The 21,252-nt window shown below is 73.6% G+C and carries 17 protein-coding genes and 7 pseudogenes; 8 read left to right on the forward strand and 16 right to left on the reverse strand.

The genetic code is table 11. The features are described from left to right. Nucleotides 1-40 precede the first annotated feature (40 nt). Nucleotides 41-916: a KPN_02809 family neutral zinc metallopeptidase gene (ypfJ, locus tag QQK45_RS19380; RefSeq protein ID WP_284294622.1), complete on the forward strand. Its 876-nt coding sequence runs from the start codon at nt 41-43 to the stop codon at nt 914-916. A 12-nt stretch (nt 917-928) separates the two neighbouring features. Here the strand turns inward: ypfJ and QQK45_RS19385 are convergent. Further along, nucleotides 929-2,230 (reverse strand): annotated as a pseudogene (locus QQK45_RS19385) (Nramp family divalent metal transporter). Nucleotides 2,231-2,424: 194 nt separating this feature from the next. Next, nucleotides 2,425-2,559, reverse strand: a complete 135-nt coding sequence (locus QQK45_RS19390; RefSeq protein WP_284294623.1) for a hypothetical protein — start codon at nt 2,557-2,559, stop codon at nt 2,425-2,427. Nucleotides 2,560-2,985: 426 nt separating this feature from the next. On the opposite strand from QQK45_RS19390, the gene QQK45_RS19395 reads away from it, so the two are divergent. Next, nucleotides 2,986-3,306, forward strand: coding sequence for a hypothetical protein (locus tag QQK45_RS19395; RefSeq protein WP_284294624.1), 321 nt, complete (start codon nt 2,986-2,988; stop codon nt 3,304-3,306). 4 nt (nt 3,307-3,310) lie between these two features. On the opposite strand, the gene QQK45_RS19400 is transcribed toward QQK45_RS19395, so the two are convergent. The 13 genes and pseudogenes from QQK45_RS19400 to QQK45_RS22650 all read right to left on the reverse strand — a co-directional run. After that, nucleotides 3,311-3,580, reverse strand: a complete 270-nt coding sequence (locus QQK45_RS19400; RefSeq protein ID WP_284294625.1) for a VOC family protein — start codon at nt 3,578-3,580, stop codon at nt 3,311-3,313. 97 nt (nt 3,581-3,677) lie between these two features. Next, a complete protein-coding gene (locus tag QQK45_RS19405) occupies nt 3,678-3,965 on the reverse strand; it encodes a hypothetical protein (RefSeq protein WP_284294626.1) in 288 nt (95 codons plus the stop codon). Beyond that, nucleotides 3,962-4,965: pseudogene (locus QQK45_RS19410) on the reverse strand (MFS transporter). Before QQK45_RS19410 ends, QQK45_RS19405 begins: the two are co-directional and overlap by 4 nt. 2 nt (nt 4,966-4,967) lie before the next feature. After that, complete coding sequence (locus QQK45_RS19420) at nt 4,968-5,192, reverse strand: hypothetical protein (RefSeq protein ID WP_284294628.1); 225 nt, start codon at nt 5,190-5,192, stop codon at nt 4,968-4,970. A 20-nt stretch (nt 5,193-5,212) separates the two neighbouring features. Further along, nucleotides 5,213-5,467: pseudogene (locus QQK45_RS23480) on the reverse strand (MarR family transcriptional regulator); the annotation flags it as partial. Between the two features lie 166 nt (nt 5,468-5,633). Next, complete coding sequence (locus QQK45_RS19425) at nt 5,634-6,002, reverse strand: metal-sulfur cluster assembly factor (RefSeq protein WP_284295114.1); 369 nt, start codon at nt 6,000-6,002, stop codon at nt 5,634-5,636. Further along, nucleotides 5,999-6,529: a Fe-S cluster assembly sulfur transfer protein SufU gene (gene sufU, locus QQK45_RS19430; RefSeq protein ID WP_284295115.1), complete on the reverse strand. Its 531-nt coding sequence runs from the start codon at nt 6,527-6,529 to the stop codon at nt 5,999-6,001. The genes QQK45_RS19425 and sufU overlap by 4 nt, the downstream gene beginning before the upstream one ends. Nucleotides 6,530-6,539: 10 nt before the next feature. Beyond that, nucleotides 6,540-7,861, reverse strand: a pseudogene (locus QQK45_RS19435) (SufS family cysteine desulfurase); the annotation flags it as partial. Nucleotide 7,862: 1 nt separating this feature from the next. Then, nucleotides 7,863-8,626: pseudogene (sufC, locus tag QQK45_RS19440) on the reverse strand (Fe-S cluster assembly ATPase SufC). 37 nt (nt 8,627-8,663) lie between these two features. After that, the gene (locus QQK45_RS19445; protein WP_284294629.1) at nt 8,664-9,002 is read right to left on the reverse strand and encodes a non-heme iron oxygenase ferredoxin subunit; all 339 of its coding nucleotides are present in this window, start codon (nt 9,000-9,002) and stop codon (nt 8,664-8,666) included. After that, the gene (sufD, locus tag QQK45_RS19450) at nt 8,999-10,222 is read right to left on the reverse strand and encodes a Fe-S cluster assembly protein SufD (protein WP_284294630.1); all 1,224 of its coding nucleotides are present in this window, start codon (nt 10,220-10,222) and stop codon (nt 8,999-9,001) included. The genes QQK45_RS19445 and sufD overlap by 4 nt, the downstream gene beginning before the upstream one ends. A 78-nt stretch (nt 10,223-10,300) precedes the next feature. Beyond that, a complete protein-coding gene (gene sufB, locus QQK45_RS19455) occupies nt 10,301-11,734 on the reverse strand; it encodes a Fe-S cluster assembly protein SufB (RefSeq protein ID WP_284295116.1) in 1,434 nt (477 codons plus the stop codon). Between the two features lie 624 nt (nt 11,735-12,358). Beyond that, a pseudogene (locus QQK45_RS22650) lies at nt 12,359-12,490 on the reverse strand (transcriptional regulator); the annotation flags it as partial. A 167-nt stretch (nt 12,491-12,657) separates the two neighbouring features. Here QQK45_RS22650 and QQK45_RS19465 point away from each other — a divergent pair. The 6 genes and pseudogenes from QQK45_RS19465 (at nt 12,658) to QQK45_RS19490 (ending at nt 17,682) form a co-directional block, all read left to right on the forward strand. Then, a complete protein-coding gene (locus tag QQK45_RS19465; RefSeq protein WP_284294631.1) occupies nt 12,658-13,662 on the forward strand; it encodes an ABC transporter ATP-binding protein in 1,005 nt (334 codons plus the stop codon). Continuing rightward, the gene (locus QQK45_RS19470) at nt 13,659-14,450 is read left to right on the forward strand and encodes an ABC transporter permease (protein WP_284294632.1); all 792 of its coding nucleotides are present in this window, start codon (nt 13,659-13,661) and stop codon (nt 14,448-14,450) included. The genes QQK45_RS19465 and QQK45_RS19470 overlap by 4 nt, the downstream gene beginning before the upstream one ends. Before the next feature lie 66 nt (nt 14,451-14,516). After that, a complete protein-coding gene (locus QQK45_RS19475) occupies nt 14,517-15,503 on the forward strand; it encodes a COX15/CtaA family protein (RefSeq protein WP_284294633.1) in 987 nt (328 codons plus the stop codon). Nucleotides 15,504-15,533: 30 nt separating this feature from the next. Further along, entirely contained in the window at nt 15,534-15,719 is a 186-nt protein-coding gene (locus QQK45_RS19480) for a hypothetical protein (protein ID WP_284294634.1), read from the forward strand. Nucleotides 15,720-15,809: 90 nt separating this feature from the next. Beyond that, a complete protein-coding gene (locus tag QQK45_RS19485; protein WP_284294635.1) occupies nt 15,810-16,853 on the forward strand; it encodes an ATP-binding cassette domain-containing protein in 1,044 nt (347 codons plus the stop codon). Continuing rightward, a pseudogene (locus QQK45_RS19490) lies at nt 16,850-17,682 on the forward strand (ABC transporter permease). Before QQK45_RS19485 ends, QQK45_RS19490 begins: the two are co-directional and overlap by 4 nt. Nucleotides 17,683-17,739: 57 nt before the next feature. On the opposite strand, the gene QQK45_RS19495 reads toward QQK45_RS19490, so the two are convergent. Further along, nucleotides 17,740-21,231, reverse strand: a complete 3,492-nt coding sequence (locus tag QQK45_RS19495) for an AfsR/SARP family transcriptional regulator (protein ID WP_284294636.1) — start codon at nt 21,229-21,231, stop codon at nt 17,740-17,742. Nucleotides 21,232-21,252: the final 21 nt, after the last annotated feature.

A 21,252-nucleotide genomic window follows, 5' to 3' on the forward strand; every position in this document is an offset into this window, starting at 1 on the left:
CCGGCAGGTGACGCGCGTCACGTCGCCCTACCGTGGTCCCATGACCTTCACCAGCGGGTCCCAGCTCGACCCGGACCGCGTGCAGCGGCGCGGGCCCGGCAAGGGCGTCGCGGTCGGTGGCGGAATCGGAGCACTCCTCGTCGCGCTGCTCGCCGCGCTCACCGGGACGGGCACGCTCGACCTGTCGTCGTTCACCGACCAGGACCAGTCGACGAACGCCCAGGCGGCCTCGACCTGTCTCACGGGCGCGGACGCGAACCAGAGCGCGGAGTGCCGCTACGTCGCGACCGTCGAGTCCCTCGACTCCTACTGGACGCAGGCGCTCCCCGCCCAGACCGGCGTCCGGTACACGGAGCCCGCAGCGGTGAGCTTCAGCGGCTCCACGTCCTCGCCGTGCGGCACCGCGAGCGCCGCGACGGGACCGTTCTACTGTCCGTCGGACCAGACCGTGTACCTGGACGTCGGCTTCTTCGACCAGCTCACGAGCCAGTACGGGTCGAGCGGCGGCCCGCTCGCGCAGGAGTACGTCGTCGCGCACGAGGTGGGGCACCACGTCCAAGACCTCACCGGGGTGCTGGACCGGTCCGGGGGCCAGCAGGTGGGCGCCGGCGAGGGCTCGGTGCGCACGGAGCTCATGGCCGACTGCCTCGGCGGGATGTGGGCGCGGGGCGCGGCGACCACGCTCGACGCATCGGGCACCACGTTCCTCGAGCCCCTCACGGAGCAGGACGTCGCCGACGCGCTGTCGGCCGCGGCGTCCGTCGGCGACGACCGGATCCAGCAGGCCGCGACCGGGCAGGTGGACCCGGACTCGTGGACCCACGGCTCGAGCGCCCAGCGCGACGCCGCGTTCCGCCTCGGGTACCAGACGGGGCAGTACGACCAGTGCGCGCGGATCCTCACCGAGCGGCTCTGAGCGGCGCGCCCGTCAGATCCCGAGGACGAGCAGCGCCACGTTGAGGCCGACGATGAGGACGGCGCAGGTCCAGCCGCCGAGCCGCATCCAGGTGCCGTCGGCGTAGTCGCCCATGACGTCGCGCCGCCCGGTGAGCCACAGCAGCGGGACGAGCGCGAAGGCGATGCCGAAGCTGAGGACGACCTGGCTCAGCACGAGCGCCCAGGTCGGCTCGACGCCACCGGCCAGGAGCACGAGCGCGGGGATGAGCGTCACGACGCGCCGGGCGGCCAGCGGCACGCGCACGCGCAGCAGCCCTCCCATGATGACGGCGCCCGCGTAGGCGCCCACGGACGTGGAGGCGAGCCCGGAGGCGAGCAGCCCGACCGCGAAGACGACGCCCACGGTCGGCCCGAGCGCGTCCACGATCGCGGCGTGCGCGCCCTCGATGGTGTCGGTGCCGTCAGCACCCTGGAGGTTGGCCGCGGCGACGAGGAGCAGCGCGACGTTGACGGCGCCCGCGAGCACGAGGGCCCCGACGACGTCCCAGCGGGTCGCGCCCAGCAGGCGGCGGGTGCGGCGATGGTCGGCGGGGTGGCGTCGGGACCGGTCGTCGCGGTGCCTCGCGAGTGCCGGTCGCGCGCGAGCGCGGAGTGCAGGTAGATGGCGTGGGGCATGACGGTGGCGCCGAGCATGGACGCCGCGACCACGACCGAGCCCGTCCCCTCGAAGCGCGGCACCAGGCCGCCGAGCACGGCGCCCGCATCGGGTGGCGCGACGAACAGCGCGGTGACGAAGCCGATCGTGATCACGGCGAGCAGCGCCACGACGGCAGCCTCGAACCGCCGCTGGCCGCGCCCTGGACGGTCAGGAGGCCGAGCGAGACGACGCCGACGATCACCCCGCCGACCACGAGCGGCAGCCCGAACAGCAGGTGGAGCGCGATCGCTCCCCGATCACCTCGGCGACGTCGGTCGCGGCGGCCACGACCTCCGCCTGGACCCAGAACGCGATCCGCCGGCCCCGGGGCAGACGTTCGCCGAGGAGCTCGGGCAGCGAGCGACCCGTGACGATCCCCAGCCGCGCGGACTGGTATTGGACGAGCACCGCCATCGCGTTCGCGAGCACGAGCACCCACACGAGCAGGTAGCCGTAACGGGCCCCCGAGGTGATGTTGGCCGCCACGTTGCCGGGGTCGACGTAGGCGATCGCGGCGACGAACGCCGGGCCGAGGAGCGGCAGGAGCCCGCGTCCGAGCGACGGTCGGGTCCGACGACGGTCCCGCTGCTCGTCCGGCGTGCGCACCGGCGCCGTGGCTGCTGCCCTCTCCGACATACGGTGATCTTAGGACATGTGCAGTCCAAAGTTTGGATTACCGAACTTGCGTTCTCCCGCAGGCGGGCAGTGCGACGCCGTCGACCCCGGCAGGAAGCCGACGCACGGACGGCGCAGGCTGGGACCGTGACCCCCGACACGCCGGACGCCGACCCCGCGGACGAGGGTGTGCCCGCCCCGCTCGCCGACCGGCTCTACGGGCTGGGGCTCGACGAGTTCGTCACGGCGAGGAACGCGGCGGCGCGCGAGGCGCGGGCCGGCGGCGACCGGGCGCTCGCCCGGCGGATCGGCGCGCTGCCGAAGCCGACGGTCGCCGCCTGGGCCGTCAACCAGGCGGTCCGCACCGTGCCGCACGGCGTGGAGGCGGTGCTGGCGATCGGTGATGCTCTGCGGGACGCGACCGCGCAGCGCGACCGGGACCGCCTCGTCACGCTCGACCGCGAGCGCCGCCGCGTCCTGGACGCCCTGCTCGACGGCGTCGCGGACGCGGTGCGCCCCGGCGGCCGGCCCCTCACCGAGACGACGCTACGCGCGGTCCGGGACACCTTGGTGGCGGCCGTCGCCGATCCGGGAGCGGCGCACGCGGTGCGAGCGGGACGTCTCGCGCGGGGTCTCGAGCACGTCGGCTTCGGGCTCGTCGACGAGACGGGTGAGCCGGTGGAGCTGCCGGCGGGCCCACGGGCACCGGGCACGCAGGCGGAGCCCCTCGCGCGACCGGGCCGGAGGCGATCGGTCACGACGCCCCGGAGGACTCCGTGGCCGAGGCCGAGAAGTCGCTCGACCGCGCGGAGGAGGCGCTCGACGCGGCGCACGCGGCCCACGACGAGCGCCGGTCGGGCCTGGACGCGGCCACCGACGCGCTCGGACGGGCCGACGCCGCGGTCGCCGGGCTCGAGGCGGAGCTCGCCCGCGTGCGCGCGGAGCGCACCGAGCGCGCCGCCGACGCCGACGAGGCGCGCGAGGCCGTGGAGGACAGCGCTCGTGACGTGGCTCGCCGCGAGGCGGAGGCCGCCGCCGCGCAGGACGCGGCCGCCGAGGCCCGACGGCGTCGGCGCGCCGCACGCCGCGGCTCCTGACAGCTCACATGTCGCAGCGGCAGAGGCCGTTGCAATCGTTCCTCTCTCCCGGCACTCGCTCCGGCCGGGAGCTGCAGAAGCTCCCGATGCTGCCCTCGGGGTCGGTGACGGCCGCCGAGCGGCCGCCGTAGTCCTGGTCCTCGGGCGGCCGGAGCGAGGCACCGCCCGCGGCGAGCGCGGCCGCGTGGGTCCCATCGACGTCCGTGACGGCGTAGCCGGCTCCGCCGCCGGGCTGCTTGGGCCGGGCCGGGTTCTCGCGGAACGTCCCGAACACGACGCCGCCTCCGGCCGGCCACGTCGTCTCGGCGTGCACGACGACGCCCGGAGGCAGTGCCTCCGGGCGCCGTCGAGCGCCGAGCCGTCCAGCAGCGTCAGTCGGCGTCCGCGAGCTCGAGGACCTCGGCCTCCTCCACCGTGCCGTGCGCGGGCACGGGCGCGCTGCCGACGAAGCGACGGAACAGCGTGAGCACGATCAGCGCCACCACGGTCACCCCGGCACCCAGGACGAACGCGCCCTGGAACGTGTGCTCGGCGACCTTCCCCGCGACGTACGCGCCGACGGCGCCGCCGAAGAAGCGCACGAACGAGTAGCCGGCCGAGGCGACCGGCCGAGGCACGGGGGCCGCGCCCATCACGAGCGTGGTCACGGTCGTGTTCATGATGCCGAGGAACAGGCCGCTCGCGACGAGGCAGGCGACGATGCCCCAGGGTTGCCCCCGCTGACGCCGTCGGTGGTGTTGCCCTGGGAGAAGACGGCCATGAGAGCGAGGCACGCCGCGAAACCGACCAGGCCGACCACGATCGCGGCGAACGTGCCGACCTGGTTCTCGAGCCAGCTCGAGCCCCAGATCGACATCACCGCGAGGCAGATGCCCCAGCCGAAGAAGACCCAGCCGACCTGCGCGGCACCGAAGTGGGTGGAGCCGAGCGCCAGCGGGTACGGAGCGACCGCCATCAGCACGAACATCCCGAAGTTGTAGAGCAGCGCGGTGACGGCGACGACCAGAAGGCCCGGGTACCTCAGCGCCTTGATCGGGTCGGCGACGGAGACCTTGTGCGCGGGCTTCGGGGTGGCCGGCAGGAACAGCAGGGTCGCCACCAGGCCGATCGCCATCAGGACGGCCACGCCGAAGAACGGCCCGCGCCACCCGATGTGCTCACCGAGCTGGCCGCCGACGATGGGCCCCAGACCGATGCCGATGCCCAGCGCGGACTCGTAGAGCAGGATCGCCTTCTTGAGCGGGCCCTTGGCCAGGCTCGTGATCGTGGCCAGCGAGGTGGCGATGAACAGGGCGTTGCCCAGCCCCAGAACGCACGGGCCCAGATGATCCCCGCGACGCTGTTCATCAGCCCGCCGAGCGCGGAGAAGACGACGATGATCGCCAGGCCGCTGATCAGCGTCCACTTCACACCGATCCGCGAGCTGACCCAGCCCGTGATGAGCATGGCCACGGCGGTCACGACCAGGTAGGACGTGAAGAGCAGGGACACCTGCCCGGAGGTGGCGTTCAGGTCTTGGGCGATCGAGGTCAGGATCGGGTCGACCAGGCCCAGGCCCATGAACGACACGACGCAGGCGAAAGCGACCGCCCACACCGCTCGAGGCTGCCTGAGGACGGATCCCTGGGGCTCAGCGGCTGTGGTTTCGAGGGTTGTCATCACTACCTTTTCTCTGTCGTTCTGCCGGGGGCGGGCTGCCGCGCGCCGTCACCGGCTCCTGGTTCGAGCTCGAGCACGGCGTCGACGAGCCGGTCGAGCGGGCCGAGGGCGGCTGCGATCGTCGTCCGGTCCGTCTTGTCGAGGTGCCGGAGCGCCTCGTCGAAGATGTCCGCCAGCTGGGCACGCCGGGCGGCGACCACGGCACGACCGGGCTCGCTGATCGCCACCAGGACCCCCGACGGTCATCGCTGTCGATGGCCCGGGCCACGAGCCCTTCGTGCTCGAGCCGACCCACGAGCTGCGACATCGCGGGCTGCGAGATGCCCGCCGCGTGCGCCATGTCGGTGATGCGGGACGGTCCCGTCCGAGCGAGCCGCGAGAGCACCGACGCCGCCGTCGAGGAGAGGTTCCCGGCCGTCGACATCCCGCGCGCGAGACGCAGCAGCCGCTCCAGCGTGGTCACCAGACTCGTCCCGCTCATGCGCTCGTCCCGTGGCCCCATAATGAAGTTATAACATAACTTGCCTATGCACTAACAACCGGACCTCCCCCGGTGCCGGTCCTCTCACCCGCACGCCCAGGGACGACGAAGGCCCCGCCCGGTGATCCGGGCGGGGCCTTGGTCCGTGGTCGACGGGGCCGGCGAGTGGGTGCGCGACGTCAGGCGCTCAGACGTTGAAGCCCAGCGCCCGCAGCTGCTCGCGGCCGTCGTCGGTGATCTTCTCCGGACCCCACGGCGGCATCCAGACCCAGTTCACACGGAACCCGGTGACGACGTCCTCGAGGGCCTGCGCGGACTGGTCCTCGATCATGTCGGTGAGCGGGCACGCCGCGGACGTGAGCGTCATGTCGATCACGGCGTGGTTGTTCGCGTCGACGGTCACGCCGTAGATGAGGCCCAGGTCGACGACGTTGATCCCGAGCTCGGGGTCGATGACGTCGCGCAGCGCCTCCTCGATCTCCTCGACGGTCGCCGGGGTGGCGGCCGCGGCCGCCTCGGGCGTCACGGCCGGCGCGTTCTCGGCATCGGTGGTCATGCGTCCTCCTTCGGAAGGTCCTGCGTCTGGGGTGCCGACGTCGCCGACGCGGCACCCGCCTTGGCGAGCGCGTCGCGCAGCGCGGCCCAGCCGAGCAGCGCGCACTTGATGCGCGCCGGGAACTGGGACACGCCGGTGAACGCCGTCGCGTCGCCGAGCTCGTCCTCGAGGCTCTCGTCGAGCCCCTTGCCCTGCGACGCCATGAGCGCCCGGAACGTCTCGCCGAGCTGCTCGGCCTCGTCGGCGCTCCGGCCGGTCACCAGGTCGGTCAGCACGGACAGCGACGCCTGCGAGATGGAGCAGCCCTGGCCCTCCCAGCTGACCTCGTCGACGACGGCCACGCCGCCCGTGCCGGAGCTGGACAGGTCGACGCGGAGGGTCACCTCGTCGCCGCAGGTCGGGTTGACCTGGTGCGACTCGCCGTGCGCGTGCCCGACGGCGTCCGCGACCGCGAGCCCGCGGCCGTGCGCCGACCGGGCGTGGTCGAGGATGACCTGCTGGTAGAGCTGCTCGAGCTGGTTCGTCATCACGCTCCTCCGCACCGAAGAACGCCCGGACCCCCGCCAGGGCTTCCCGGAACGCGACGACCTCGTCGACCGTCGTGTAGACGGACGCAGAGGCGCGGGCGGTCGCGGCGACCCCGAACCGGCGGTGCAGCGGCTGCGCGCAGTGGTGGCCGACCCGCACCGCGATGCCCGCGGCGTCGAGCACCTGGCCCACGTCGTGCGCGTGCACGCCGTCGACGACGAACGACACGATCGCGAGCCGCTCCCCCACCGCGCCGGGCTCGGTCGGGCCGATCACCCGCACGCCGGGGATGTCGGCGACCTTCAGCAGCTCGCCCGCGAGCTCGTGGTCGTGCGCCGCGACGGCGTCCATCCCGAGCTCGCCGAGGTACTGCGCCGCGGCCCCGAGGGCGACGGCCTGCGCGACGGGCTGCGTGCCCGCCTCGAACCGCTGCGGCGGTGGTGCGTACGTCGTCTCGGTCATGGTCACGACCTCGACCATCGACCCGCCGGTGAGGAACGGGGGCAGCGCCTCGAGCAGCTCGCGCCGCCCGTACAGCGCGCCGACGCCCGTCGGGCCGAGCATCTTGTGGCCGGAGAACGCGGCGAAGTCCACACCCAGCGCGTGCAGGTCGACCGGCAGGTGCGGCACCGACTGGCACGCGTCGAGGACCGTCAGCGCGCCGACCTCGCGGGCCCGAGTGACGAGCGGCGCCACCGGGGTGACGGCGCCCGTGACGTTCGAGGCGTGCGTGAACGCGAGCACGCGCGTCCGCTCCGTCACGACGTCGGCGGCCTGGTCCACCCGCACGCGGCCGTCGTCGTCGACCTCGAGCCAGCGCAGGACGGCGCCCGTGCGGGCTGCGAGCTCCTGCCACGGCACGAGGTTCGCGTGGTGCTCGGCCTCGGTCACGACGATCTCGTCGCCCGGAGCGAGCCGGAACCGCTTGGCGGCGTCGCCGCCCCGGCCCGCGGTCGCGTTGCCCATCGCGTACGCGACGAGGTTGATCGCGGCGGTGGCCCCGGACGTCCACACGAGCTCGCCCTCGTCCGCACCGACGAACGCCGCGACCTCGGCGCGCGCCCGCTCGAACGCCTCCGTGGCCTCCTCGGCCAGGTGGTGCGCGCCGCGGTGCACGGCCGCGTTGCGCTGCAGGTAGAAGTCCTGCTCGGCGTCGAGCACCGGGTCGGGCTTCTGGCTCGTCGCCCCCGAGTCGAGGTAGACGAGCGGGCGCCCCCACGCACGGTGCGCCCGAGCAGCGGGAAGTCCGCCCGGACCGCCGCCAGCTCGGCGTCGGTCAGGCGGGCACCCGGGTGCGCGGGCGCACCCTGCGCGGCGGACGTCGTCGTCATGTCAGGCGACCGTCCCGGCGGGCAGGAAGCGGTCGTAGCCCTCGTTCTCGAGACGCTCGGCCAGCTCCGGGCCGCCCTCCTCGGCGACGCGGCCGTCGACGAACACGTGCACGAAGTCGGGCTTGATGTAGCGCAGGATGCGCGTGTAGTGCGTGATGAGCAGGACGCCGAGGTCGCTCGCCTCGTGCGCACGGTTCACGCCCTCCGACACGATGCGCAGCGCGTCGACGTCGAGGCCCGAGTCGGTCTCGTCGAGCACCGCGAAGCGGGGCTTGAGGAGCTCGAGCTGGAGGATCTCGTGGCGCTTCTTCTCGCCGCCCGAGAAGCCCTCGTTGACCGAGCGCTCCGCGAACGCGGGGTCCATGCGGAGGTTCGCCATCGCGGACTTCACGTCCTTGACCCACGTGCGCAGCGCGGGGCCTCGCCGTCGATCGCGGTCTTCGCGGTGCGCAGGAAGTTCGACACCGAGACGCCGGGGACCTCGACCGGGTACTGCATGGCGAGGAAGAGGCCGGCGCGGGCGCGCTGGTCGACGGTCATCGCGAGGACGTCCTCGCCGTCGAGCGTCACGGTGCCGGAGGTCACCTGGTACTTGGGGTGACCGGCGAGCGAGTACGCGAGCGTCGACTTGCCCGAGCCGTTCGGGCCCATGACGGCGTGGATCTCGCCGCTGCCGATCGTCAGGTCGACGCCGCGGAGGATGGCCTTGGGGCCCTCCTTCGTCTCGACGCTGACGTGCAGGTCGCGGATCTCAAGAGTGGACATCGGGGGTGGCTCCTCGGGGGTGATGCGGTCTGGGTGGTCAGTTGGCCCGGGCGTCGACGTCGACGAGCACCTGCTCGCCGTCGACCGTCACCGGGTAGACGGGCACGGGACGGGTCGCGGGCAGCGACAGCGGCCGGCCGGTGTTCAGGTCGAAGGTCGACCCGTGCAGCCAGCACTCGACGGTGCAGCCCTCGATCTCGCCGTCGGACAGCGAGACCTGCCCGTGCGAGCAGATGTCGGAGATCGCGTGCCAGTCGCCGTCCTCGTCACGGACGACGGCGACCTCGACGAGCGCGCCGTCGGCGCTCGGCAGCTCGACGCGCAGAGCCTCGGCGGGCTCCAGCGCGTCGACCCGGCACGCGAGCTGCGCGGTCATGCGTGCTCCGGCTCGCCGCCCGTGGGCGTGACGGCCAGCTCCTTCTCGATCGAGGCGAGCAGGCGTGCCTCGACGCTCGGCACGCCGATCTCGCGCACGAGCTCCGCGAAGAAGCCGTGCACGACGAGGCGGCGGGCCTCGATCTCGGGGATGCCGCGCGACTGCAGGTAGAAGAGCTGCTCGTCGTCGAAGCGGCCGGTCGCGGACGCGTGGCCCGCACCCTCGATCTCGCCGGTCTCGATCTCGAGGTTCGGCACCGAGTCGGCGCGCGCGCCCGGCGTGAGCACGAGGTTGCGGTTGAGCTCGTACGTGTCGGTGCCCTCGGCCTCGGCCCGGATCAGGACGTCGCCCACCCACACCGCGTGCGCGCCGTCGCCCTGCAGCGCGCCCTTGTAGGTCGCGCGCGAGCGGGCCCGCGGGGTCGCGTGGTCGACGAAGAGGCGGTGCTCCTGGTGCTGGCCGGCGTCGGTGAAGTACGCGCCGACGAGCTCGAGGTTCGCGCCCTCGCCCTCGAGGCGGGCGTTCACGGGGATGCGCACGAGGGCACCGCCGAACGTCATGACGACGTGCTTGAGCGTCGCGTCCTTGGCCAGGCGCAGGTCGTTCTCGGCGAGGTGGACGGCGTCGTCGTCCCAGTCCTGGATCGAGACGAACGTGACGTGCGCGCCCTCGGCGACGTCCACGCTGAGCTGCACGGAGTACGTGGCCGAACCCGTGTGGGTCACGACGACGGCGACCTCGGCGTTCGCGCCGACCTCGACGAGCACCTGGCCCCAGACGAGGTCGCCGACCCCGGAGCCGGCGAGGTCGACGACGACCGGCTCGTCGGACGCGAAGCCCGCCGGGACGGAGAGCAGGACGGCGTCGCCAGCGAGGCTCGCGGCCCCCGCGGCAGGCAGGTCGGCGGGCGCGAGCACCGCGCGCTCACGGGCCTCGGCCGGCGTGAGGGTCGTCAGCGTGACACCGTCGGGCAGCGACGTGGTGGTGGCGAGCCGGGCGTCGGACGCCTCGGCGGAGAAGACGCGCCGCAGGCGGGCGAGCGGCGTGAAGCGCCACTCCTCCTCGCGGCCCGTGGGCACGGTGAAGTCGGCGACGTCGAACGAGGTGAGGCGCTCAGCACGGTCGCGCTCGGGCACCCCGGCGCCGGGGACGCCGTGGCTGTGCGCGCCGTCGAGCCGGGCGCGGCTGTGGTCGGTGGACAGGTCGGTCGAGGTGGTCACGACGAAGGGCTCCGGAAGGTCAGGGCGGGAACGGGACGGAGGGGCGCGGCGCCGGGAGGCCCGGCGCCGCGGTCGGGGTCAGCCGACCGAGCCCTCCATCTGCAGCTCGATGAGACGGTTGAGCTCGAGCGCGTACTCCATGGGCAGCTCGCGCGCGATGGGCTCGATGAAGCCGCGCACGATCGTCGCCATGGCCTCCGTCTCCTCGAGCCCACGGGACATCAGGTAGAAGAGCTGATCCTCGCTCACCTTGGAGACGGTGGCCTCGTGGCCCATCTCGACGTCGTCGACACGCACGTCGACGTACGGGTACGTGTCGGAGCGCGAGATCGTGTCCACGAGCAGCGCGTCGCACAGGACGTTCGACTTCGAGTTGTGGGCGCTCTCCATGACCTGCACGAGCCCGCGGTACGACGAGCGGCCACCGCCGCGCGAGACGGACTTGGAGATGATCGAGCTCGACGTATGCGGCGCGAGGTGCACCATCTTCGAGCCCGTGTCCTGGTGCTGGCCCTCGCCGGCGAACGCGATCGACAGGGTCTCGCCCTTGGCGTGCTCGCCCATGAGGTAGACGGCCGGGTACTTCATGGTGACCTTGGAGCCGATGTTGCCGTCGACCCACTCCATGGTGCCGCCCTCGGCGACCGTCGCACGCTTGGTCACGAGGTTGTACACGTTGTTCGACCAGTTCTGGATGGTCGTGTACCGGACGCGGGCGTTCTTCTTGACGACGATCTCGACGACGGCGGAGTGCAGCGAGTCGCTCGAGTAGATCGGGGCGGTGCAGCCCTCGACGTAGTGCACGTACGAGCCCTCGTCCGCGATGATCAGCGTCCGCTCGAACTGGCCCATGTTCTCGGTGTTGATCCGGAAGTAGGCCTGCAGCGGGATCTCGACGTGGACGCCCGGCGGCACGTAGACGAACGACCCGCCCGACCACACGGCCGTGTTGAGCGCGGCGAACTTGTTGTCGCCCGACGGGATGACCGTGCCGAAGTACTCCTCGAAGATCTCCGGGTGCTCGCGCAGGGCCGTGTCCGTGTCGAGGAAGAGCACGCCCTGAGCCTCGAGCTGCTCGTTGATCTGGTGGTAGACGACCTCGGACTCGTACTGCGCGGCGACGCCCGCGACGAGGCGCTGCTTCTCCGCCTCCGGGATGCCGAGCTTGTCGTAGGTGGCCTTGATGTCCGGGGGCAGGTCGTCCCACGTCGCGGCCTGCTTCTCGGTCGACCGCACGAAGTACTTGATCGAGTCGAAGTCGATGCCGGACAGGTCGGCACCCCAGTGCGGCATGGGCTTCTTCTCGAAGAGCCGCAGGGCCTTCAGGCGCGTCTTCAGCATCCACTCGGACTCGTTCTTGAGCTCCGAGATGTTCCGGACGACGTCCTCGGACAGGCCGCGGCGCGCGGTGGCGCCGGCGTCGTCGGAGTCGTGCCAGCCGTACCCGTAGCCACCGATCTCGGCGATGATCTCGTCGTCGGTGCGGCGGGTTTCCTGGGTGGGGGCGCTCATCTGCTTCCTTCCGCGGGGGCGGGGTGACGTGCTCGGTGGGGGTGCGGCCGCCGCCGAGGCGACGACCGGGACGTTCGTGGTGCACACGTGACCGCCCGCGGCCAGCGTGGCGAGGCGTTGCGTGTGCGTGCCGAGGAGCTCCGTGAAGACCTGGGCCTCCGCCTCGCACAGCTCCGGGAACTCGGCGGCGATCTGCTGCACGGGGCAGTGCCCCTGGCAGAGCTGGACGAGCCGCACGCTCGCGCCGGGCAGGCCGGCTGAGACCGGTCGGACGCTCGCGGCGTACCCGTCGGCGGCCAGCAGGGCCGCGAGCTGCTCGACGCGGCCTGCGACGTCGGGGGCGTCGACGCCCTCGCGGTAGCGCTCGGCCATCCCAGCGAAACGCTCGGCGGCGAAGGTCTCGACGGCCTCGGGGCCGACGTGGTCGCGCAGGAACCTCAGCGCGGCGCCGGCGAGCTCGGGATACTCGCCCGCCATGTGCGACTGCCCGCGCCGGGTCGCGACGTAGCGCCGCGCGGGACGGCCGCGCTGCGCCTTGCCGGGCCCGTGCGCGCCCGCGTCGTGGACGGCGATCAGGCCGTCCTCCTCGAGGCACGCCAGGTGGCGGCGCACACCGGCCGACGTGAGACCGAGATCGGCGGCGAGGCTCGCGGCGCTGACCGGACCCTCGGAGGCGATGAGGGCGAGCACCCGCTCGCGGGTCGAGGCGTCAGCCGAGACCTCGTCGGTCGCCACCGCGGCATGGATGGTCGCCACCCGGTCACCTCCCTCAGCCGTCGCCGGACGTTAGGAAACATTGTCGTTGCCAAAATCGGCGCGTGCAAGCAAGGCGCCCCTTACGTGACGAGACGAACACCCCCGCCGACGCCCCGGGCGCTCGCCGCGGGCCGGACGGTCAGGCGGGCCTCCTACACTGGGCCCTCGTGCCCCGCACCCCTGCGACCGACCCTGCCGCACACCCCCGGACGACGCCCCACGAGGGCGGTCCGGGCCGTGCCCGCGCCGGCGACGTCGCGCTCCGCGTCGACGGCCTCGTCAAACGGTACGCCGGCACCGCCGTCGTCGACGGGCTCTCGCTCGTCGCGCGTCGCGGCGCGATCACCGCGGTCCTCGGCCCCAACGGCGCCGGCAAGACCACGACGGTCGAGTGCTGCGAGGGCCTACGCTCCCCCGACGGCGGGAGCGTCGAGGTCCTCGGCCTCGACCCGCTCGCCGACGCCGCGGCCCTGCGCCCGCGCGTCGGCGTCATGCTGCAGGACGGCGGCCTGCCGACGGGCGTCCGCGCGCTCGAGATGCTCGAGCACGTCGCCCGCATGTACGCGGACCCGCGCGACGTCGGCGAGCTGGCGGAGCGTCTCGGCCTCGGCTCGTTCGCCCGGACCACGGTGCGGCGGCTGTCCGGAGGCCAGCGGCAACGCCTCGCCCTCGCGGTCGCCGTCGTCGGGCGGCCGGAGCTCGTCTTCCTCGACGAGCCGAGCGCCGGCATGGACCCCCAGTCGCGGCGCGCGGTATGGGAGCTCGTCACCGAGCTGCGCGCCGACGGCGTCGGGGTCGTCCTCACCACGCACCTCATGGACGAGGCGGAGGCCCTCGCCGACGACGTCGTGATCGTCGACCGCGGAAAGGTCATCGCCCAGGGCTCCGTACGCGAGCTCGTCACCGACGGCGGGGGCGCCGACGGCCGGGAGCACGAGCAGACCCTGCGCCTCGAGGCCGCTCCCGGGCTGCCCGCCGACCTCCTGCCCGGCCTCGAGCTCCGCGAGCGCGCGCCCGGCCAGTACGTCACCAAGGGCGTCGTCGAGCCCGCCACGCTCGTCGCGCTGACCGAGGCGCTCGCCGCGCGCGACGTGCTCGCGTCGCGCGTCAGCGTCGGCCGCCGCACGCTCGAGGACGTCTTCCTCGACCTCACGGGGAGGAACCTGCGATGAGCTCGCCCGCCGCCACCACGCCCGGGGTCGGCGCGCCGCACGCGGGTCCCGCACCTGCCTGGCGCCGCGTCGCCGCCCAGGCCGCGTTCGAGACCCGTGCGATCCTGCGCAACGGCGAGCAGATCCTCGTCACGGTCCTGCTCCCGCTGTTCCTGCTCATCGGGCTCGACCGCGTGCACGCCGTCGAGCTCGACACGTCGGGGGCCAGCCGGATCGACTTCCTGACGCCCGGCGTGCTCGCCGTCGCCGTGATGTCCACCGCCTTCACCTCGCAGGCCATCGCGACCGCGTTCGACCGGCGCAACGGCGTCCTGCGCCTGATGGCGACCACGCCGCTCGGGCGGGGCGGCCTGCTCGCAGGCAAGGTGCTGGGTGTCCTCGCCGTCGAGGTCGTGCAGGCGGTGGTGCTCGTCGTCGTGGCCCTGGTGCTCGGCTGGCACCCGCACGCGGCCGGGATCCCGCTGGCCGTCGTCGCGGCGCTCCTCGGGACCGCGGCGTTCACGGCGCTCGCGCTGCTCGTCGCCGGGACCCTCCGCGCCGAGGGCGTCCTCGCGCTCGCCAACCTGCTGCTCGTCGTCCTGATCGTGGCGGGCGGCGTGCTGGTCCCGCCCGCGCACCTGGCCGGCTGGTGGAGCCACGTCGCAGCGCTGCTGCCCTCGGGCGCCCTGGGCGACGCCATGCGCGGCGCCCTCCTCGACGGGTCGATCCCCGTCGGGCCGGTGCTCGTCCTGCTCGCGTGGACCGTCGTCCTCGGCTGGGCGACACGGCGGTGGTTCCGGTGGCAGTGACGGCGCCCGCACGATCTCACAGCCCCGGGATTCCGGCCGGGAGCCCCCGTCGCTTACCGTGGTCGCGTGAGCACCGCGACCCGTACCGGCGACGACGCGCCACCCGCCCCGAGCGCGCTCGGCCGCGTCCTCGACCGCGCGGCCCGGTGGACCCGTGCCGTCGTAATCGCCAACCTCGTCGGTCAGCTCGCGATCATCGTCACGGGCGGCTTCGTCCGCCTGACGGGCTCGGGCCTCGGCTGCGAGACGTGGCCCGAGTGCCACCCGGGCAGCTTCACGCCCGTCCGGCACGCCGCGACCGGTTACCACCAGGCGATCGAGTTCGGGAACCGCATGGTGACGTTCCTGCTCGTCGTCGTCGCGGCCGCGACCGCGGTCCTCGTCTGGCGGCAGCGGTCCCGTGCGGCGTCGCTCCGCAGGCTCGGCCTCGTCCCCCTGCTCGGCGTGCTCGTGCAGGCTGTCCTCGGCGGCATCACCGTCCTGACCGACCTCGCGCCCCTGATGGTCGCGGTGCACCTGCTCGTCTCGATGGCGCTCGTCTGGCTCTCGACGCTGTTGCTCGTCCGCCTCGACGAGGGTGACGGGCCGCCGCACCGCGTCGTCGACCCCGGTACCTGGACGCTGTCCCGGGTGCTCGGCGTCGTCCTCGTGCCCGTGCTCGCTCTCGGCACGATCACGACCGGCTCCGGCCCCCACGGCGGCGACGACGTGCACGACGACCGCCTCCCGTTCGACCCCGAGAGCGTCGCGCGTCTCCACGCCGCGACCGTGTGGCTCTTCGTCCTGGTCCTCGCCTGGCTCCTGTGGCGGACGCGCCGCTTCCCCACGCCCCAGCGGGTACGCCGCGCGCTGCTCGCCGTCCTCGGGCTCGTCCTCGTCCAGGGCGTCGTCGGCTACGTGCAGTACTTCACCGGTCTACCCATCGGGCTCGTCGCGATCCACATGCTGCTCGCCGCGTGCCTCACGGCCACGACGACCTGGGCGCTGCTGACGATGCGCGAGCGCAAGCCGGTCGCCGCGACCGTCCCCGACGGAGCCCCCGCCCAGGCCTGACGCGATGCCCACGCCCACCGACGTCGCGGCGTGCGCGTCCCGCTCACGTGCCGCACGTGCGGCGGCGACCGGTTCTACCAGCGGGAGATCAAGCTCCAGACGACGGGGCTCACGTTCTTCGACCTGGACTGGCTGAACCGCTCGGCCGACGGCGCGATCTGCGCCGCGTGCGGGTTCGTGCACACGTTCGCGGGCGACGCGCACCAGTGGGGCTGACTGTCAGTGCTCCCGTCAGCGACATGACAGCGCCCTGACAGCGCACCTGGCGATGCTGGACCCGTTCCCGCAACCAGGAGGTAGGTAGGCATGTCCACCCGCAGCTCCGGAGACTGGGCCGTCGAGGCCCACGGACTCGTCAAGGTCTTCGGCGACAACCGCGCCGTCGACGGCGTCGACCTGTCGGTCCGCACCGGCAGCGTCTACGGCGTCCTCGGCCCCAACGGCGCCGGCAAGACGACCACCATCCGCATGCTCGCGACGCTGCTCAAGGCGGACGCGGGCGAGGCCAGGATCTTCGGCCACGACGTCTTCCGCGAGCCGTTCGTCGTGCGCCAGCTCATCGGCGTCACCGGCCAGTACGCGTCGGTCGACGAGACGCTCAGCGCGACCGAGAACCTCATGCTGTTCTGCAGGCTCAACGGCCTGTCGCGCGCGGAGTCGCGCAAGCGCAGCGCCGACCTGCTCGAGGCCTTCGCGCTGACCGAGGCCGCCAGGCGGCCGCTCAAGAACTTCTCCGGCGGCATGCGCCGCCGGCTCGACCTCGCGGCGAGCCTCATCGCGCAGCCGCCCCTGCTGTTCCTCGACGAGCCGACGACGGGTCTGGACCCGCGGACCCGCACCCAGATGTGGGACACGATCCGCAGCCTGGTCGCGACGGGGTCGACCGTCGTCCTCACGACGCAGTACCTCGACGAGGCGGACCAGCTCGCCGACCGCATCGCGGTCATCGACCGGGGCCGCGTCGTCGCGGAGGGCACCTCGGACGACCTGAAGGACGCCGTCGGCGAGCAGTCGCTGCAGCTCGGTCTCGTCGAGCCCGGCGACCTGACCGCGGCGCTGTCCCTCGTCGAGACGACGTTCGGTGTCTCCGCCACGCTCTCCCCCGAGGCCCGACGGATCACCGTCCCCGTCCCCGGTCCCGACGCCGTCACGGACCTTCTCGTCCGGCTCCGCGACGCGCGTATCGAGGTGGCGTCGCTCAACATGTCGAAGCCGAGCCTCGACGAGGTCTTCCTGTCCCTGACGGGGCACGGGGTCGAGGACGAGAAGAACGAGGACCACCTGTCTCCCGCCGACGTCCTCGGCAACCAGGCGACCGCCACACCGACCCCCGAGGGAGCGCTGCGATGACCACCGTGAGCCTCGACCGCCACACCCAGATCGTTCCCGGCATCGAGCGGGAGCTGAAGAACCGGACCAGCGTCAAGCAGACCCTCGCGAACACGGTCTCGATGGCCGCGCGCGGCCTGCTCAAGATCAAGCGCACGCCCGAGCAGCTCATCGACGTGACGCTCCAGCCGATCCTGTTCACGCTGATGTTCTCCTACATCTTCGGCGGCGCGATCGCCGGGGACGTCAAGAGCTACCTGCCGACCCTGATCCCCGGCATCCTCGTCCAGACGGTCATCACGACCTCGGTGGTGACGGGCGTCCAGCTCCGCGAGGACATGGACAAGGGGGTGTTCGACCGCTTCAAGTCGCTGCCGATCGCCCGGATCGCGCCGCTGTCGGGCGCGCTGCTCGCCGACACGCTCCGCTACGGGATCGCGACGACGCTCACGTTCGTGATGGGCTACGTCATGGGCTACCGGCCCGCCGGTGGCCTCCGCTCCGTCGTGCTCGCCGGTCTCCTCGTGATCGCGTGCTCCTGGGCCGTGAGCTGGATCTTCGCGTTCTTCGGCGTGATCGCCCGCACCGCCTCGAGCGTGCAGGGGATCTCGATGATCATCCTGTTCCCGCTGACGTTCCTGTCCAACGCGTACGTCGACCCGAAGTCGATGCCGGGCTGGCTGCAGGGCTTCGTCCAGGTGAACCCGATCTCGCACCTCGTGACGGCGGTCCGCGAGCTCGCCAACAACGGCAGCTTCGGCTCGGACGCCTGGATCTCGTTGCTCGGCGCGGCGGCGATCGTCGTGATCTTCGCCCCCTCACCGTCAAGGCGTACATGCGCAAGGCGTGAGCCCGACGGCGCGGCCGCCGTCCTGCACCGTGTCCCCGTGGCGGGGGTCCCCGGCTCTCAGCCGGTGGGCCTCCGCCACGGGCGTTCCCTGACGATCTCGCCGATCCGCGCGACGGGGTCGGGGACGGCCAGGGCCCGCTGCTCCACGGCGACGACGGCGTCCTCGCCGAGCGCACGCACGGCGGCGGCACGATGGCGTGCGCGCTCGAGCACCACGTAGTCCTGGCGCGACCTCACCCGGCCCGCGAGGGTCGCCAGCTCGAGCCCGAGGTCGGTCATCTTCGGCCGGTCCGACCACAGGTACGAGCCGAGCGCGAGCGCCGCGGCGCCCAGCACGGGCCGGTCGACGAACCCGCCGGCGCCCTGGCCGCGGAGCGAGATCCGCAGCGTCGTCGTGAGCTCGCGCGCCCACGCCTCACGCTCGCCGGCGCTCGAGGCCGGCTCGCGCCCGTCGGCACGCGCGTCCTGGGCGTCGAGGACCGCCATCGCCAGCCGGTTCGCCGCCTGCACCAGGCCGCCCTGGAAGCCCCCACGACGCTGGTGCCGGAGCTCGTCGTACGTCAGGGTGGCGAGGTCGAGCGCCTCGCGGACGTCCCCGCGTGCGTAGGCCTCGTGCGACAGCCCGCCGAGGCCCATGACGCGCCGGTCGGACGCGCTGAAGACCTCTTCCGCGCCGGGCAGCACCGACGACTCGCCCACGCCGTCCGGGGTCCGGGCGAGGTCCTGCAGCATCGTGCGGGCCTCGCGCCCGCGTCCGAGCGACACGAGCGCGTTCGCCTCGATCGATCCGACCTGGAAGGTGAAGGCGTCGCTGTCGAGGTCGAGACCCTTCAGGCCGGCACGCGTGACCTCGACCCACCGCAGCGCGTCCTCGGGCCGGCCCGACTCCGCGGCGAGCTCGGCGAGGCTCTGGGTGGCCATCGCCGAGCCCCAGGTGTCCCCGTGCTGTGTCGCGATCTCGTAGGCCCGGCGCGCGTACCCTTCGGCGACATCGAGCTCGCCCATGTTCTCGCCGATCTGCGCGGACATGATGTGCGCGAACATCGACACGGTCCAGGCCTCGTCGTCGCGCTGGCGCTCGAGCAGCGCGGGCAGCGAGGCGAGGTCGTCGACGCCGACGGCGAGCTCGACGAACGCGCGCGCCTCGGGCGCGAGCGGCAGCCCGCTGCGGGACAGACGCCGGAGCCGGGCCGTCGAGCGGAGCGACCGCTCCTGGTCGAGGACGACCGCGAGCGGCGAGCCCGCCGCGAAGTACACCCAGGCGAGGTCGTTCGCGTCACGGGCGGTCGGTTCGTGCCCCACGAACACCTCGGCGACGTCGAGCCCGAACGAGACGGTCTCGACGAACTGGCCGCGCAGCATCCAGAAGTGCGCGAGGAGCGCGAAGACGGGGCCGAGCACGTCACGCCGACGGTCCTCGAGCCCCCACCGGACCACCTGGACGAGGATGTCCTGCTCGGCCCGGACCCGGCGCACGGTCTCGAGCTGCTCGTGGCCGGTGAGCCGGCCGCCCAGGTCGCGCCCCAGCGCGACAGCCCATGCGTAGACGGCCTCCCGCACGGCGGCGCCCTCGCCGGCCCTGGCGAGCTCGAGCCCACCGAACTCGCGCACCGTCTCGAGCATGCGGTACCGCGTCGTCCCGGTGGCGGGGTCCTCGACCACGACGAGCATGGACTGCCCGACGAGCCCGTCGAGGTCGTCGAGCGTGTCGAGCGCGGTCGGGTCGCTCGCGCGCCCGTCCACCGACGCGGTGACGGCCTCGACCGTGTCGGCGCCGAACGTCCCCGGGAAGACGGACGCGCGCCGCAGGAGCGCCTGCTCGGCGGTGCCCAGGAGGTTCCAGCTCCACTCGATCACGGCCCGCAGCGTCCGGTGCCGCTCGGGCGCCGCCCGGTCCCCCGACGTCAGCAGGGCGAAGCGCGTCGCGAGGCGGCGCTCGATCTCCACGACGGACATCGACCGCACGCGCGCCGCCGCGAGCTCGATCGCGAGCGGCAGCCCGTCGAGCCGGTCGCAGAGCCGCTCGACGACGTCCCGGGGCAGCGGAGCCTCGGGGCGCGCCGACCGGGCACGCTGCTCGAACAGCACGACGGCCGGCCCGGCGTCCGACTCGCCTGGGCCCTGCCCGACGCCGGCCCGGCTGGCGAGAGGAGGCAGCGGCCGCACCGTCTCGGCGGCCAGGGCGAGCGGGGCACGGCTCGTCGTGAGCACCCGCACCGCCGTCTCCGCGAGCGCCTCGGCGACCCACGCCGCGGCGCCGTCGAGCACGTGCTCGCAGTTGTCGAGGACGACGAGCGTCCCGGGGGCACGGAGCCGGTCGAGGATGCGTGCGCGCGTGTCGGGTCGGGGGATGCCGTCCCCGATGCGCTGCGAGCCCTGGACGTCCCGGACCCCGAGCGCCGTGGCGAGCGCCAGCTCGACGTCGTCGTCCGTCCGCACGCTCGCGAGCTCGATCACCACGACCGGCTCACCGCGTCCCGCGGCGCGGTGGGCGAGCTCCTGGGCGATGCGCGTCTTCCCGAGCCCTCCCGGGCCGAGCACCGTGACGAGGCGGGAGCGTCGGAGCGCCTCCTCGAGCGCCAGCACGTCGCCGTCGCGTCCGACCAGCGGGTTGGGTGCGGCGCGCAGGCCGATCGCGAGCGCGGGGGCGGGCCGCGGCGCGTCGGGCGCCTCGGAGGTCGGGGCGTCCGCACCGGCGCCCGGCTGCACCTGACCCGGGGGCGCGGGCGTCGCCGAGCCCGGGCGGGCGGAACCCGGCACCTCGCCGCGCAGGAGCCGCTCGTGCAGCTCCGCGATCCCGCTGCCCGGGTCGGCGCCCAGCTCGTCCGCGAGCGCCTCGCGCAGCGCCGCGAACGCGCGGAGAGCGTCGTTGACGCGGCCCAGCCTGGCGGCCGCAGTCATGTAGGCGAGGCAGGCGGCCTCGTCGGACGGCAGGTTCGCGAGCCTGCTCCCCGCGAGCGCCACGGCCTCCTCGTCCTGGCCGGCGGCGACGAGCGCGGCGAGCAGCACCTCCTCGAGGGACCCGGCCAGGCGGGCCGCCTCCGCCGAGAGCGCGTCCGCGAGCGGGGAGCCGGCGTTCAGATCGGCCCCGGGCTCGCCGCGCCACAGCGCCAGTCCGCCGCGCGCCGCGGCCAGCGCCGCGTCGCCGTCGTCGGTGGCGAGCGCGGCCGTCGCGGTGTCGAGCGCGCTCCGCGCCGCCGCGAGGTCGCTGCTCCCCGACCAGGCGTAGCCCGCGGGCCCTGAGACCACGAGGCCGGGCGCGACGATCCGACGGGTGCGCGAGACGAGCGTCTGGAGCGCGGCGCGCGGGTCGGCGAGGTCGTCGTGGTCCCACCACAGGTCGTCGAGGAGCGCACGCGAGGAGACGGGTCGCCCGTGCGCGAGGACCAGCGCCACGAGCAGCTCACGCGACCGCACCCCGCCCGGCGCGACGAGGGCGCCGTCGGCTCCGCGGGCCTGGACGGCGCCGAGGACCGTCGCGTCACAGGGGTGCGCCGGCACGGCGGCCGTCACGTCGACGGCGTCCGCGGGTGGAGGGGTGCCTGGCACGACGACCACCCTAGCGGCGCG

Origin of the sequence: Luteimicrobium album, from assembly GCF_030161555.1 — a bacterium.
GTDB lineage: Bacteria > Actinomycetota > Actinomycetes > Actinomycetales > Cellulomonadaceae > Luteimicrobium > Luteimicrobium album.

What these genes read in the sequence shown, in the direction of transcription:
- QQK45_RS19485 (WP_284294635.1), top strand. Translation starts at nt 15,810, where the DNA reads ATGTCCACCCGCAGCTCCGGAGACTGGGCCGTCGAGGCCCACGGACTC.
- QQK45_RS19445 (WP_284294629.1), bottom strand. Translation starts at nt 9,002, where the DNA reads ATGACCGCGCAGCTCGCGTGCCGGGTCGACGCGCTGGAGCCCGCCGAG.
- QQK45_RS19405 (WP_284294626.1), bottom strand. Translation starts at nt 3,965, where the DNA reads ATGAACACGACCGTGACCACGCTCGTGATGGGCGCGGCCCCCGTGCCT.
- QQK45_RS19470 (WP_284294632.1), top strand. Translation starts at nt 13,659, where the DNA reads ATGAGCTCGCCCGCCGCCACCACGCCCGGGGTCGGCGCGCCGCACGCG.
- sufU (WP_284295115.1), bottom strand. Translation starts at nt 6,529, where the DNA reads ATGACGAACCAGCTCGAGCAGCTCTACCAGCAGGTCATCCTCGACCAC.
- QQK45_RS19425 (WP_284295114.1), bottom strand. Translation starts at nt 6,002, where the DNA reads ATGACCACCGATGCCGAGAACGCGCCGGCCGTGACGCCCGAGGCGGCC.
- ypfJ (WP_284294622.1), top strand. Translation starts at nt 41, where the DNA reads ATGACCTTCACCAGCGGGTCCCAGCTCGACCCGGACCGCGTGCAGCGG.
- sufB (WP_284295116.1), bottom strand. Translation starts at nt 11,734, where the DNA reads ATGAGCGCCCCCACCCAGGAAACCCGCCGCACCGACGACGAGATCATC.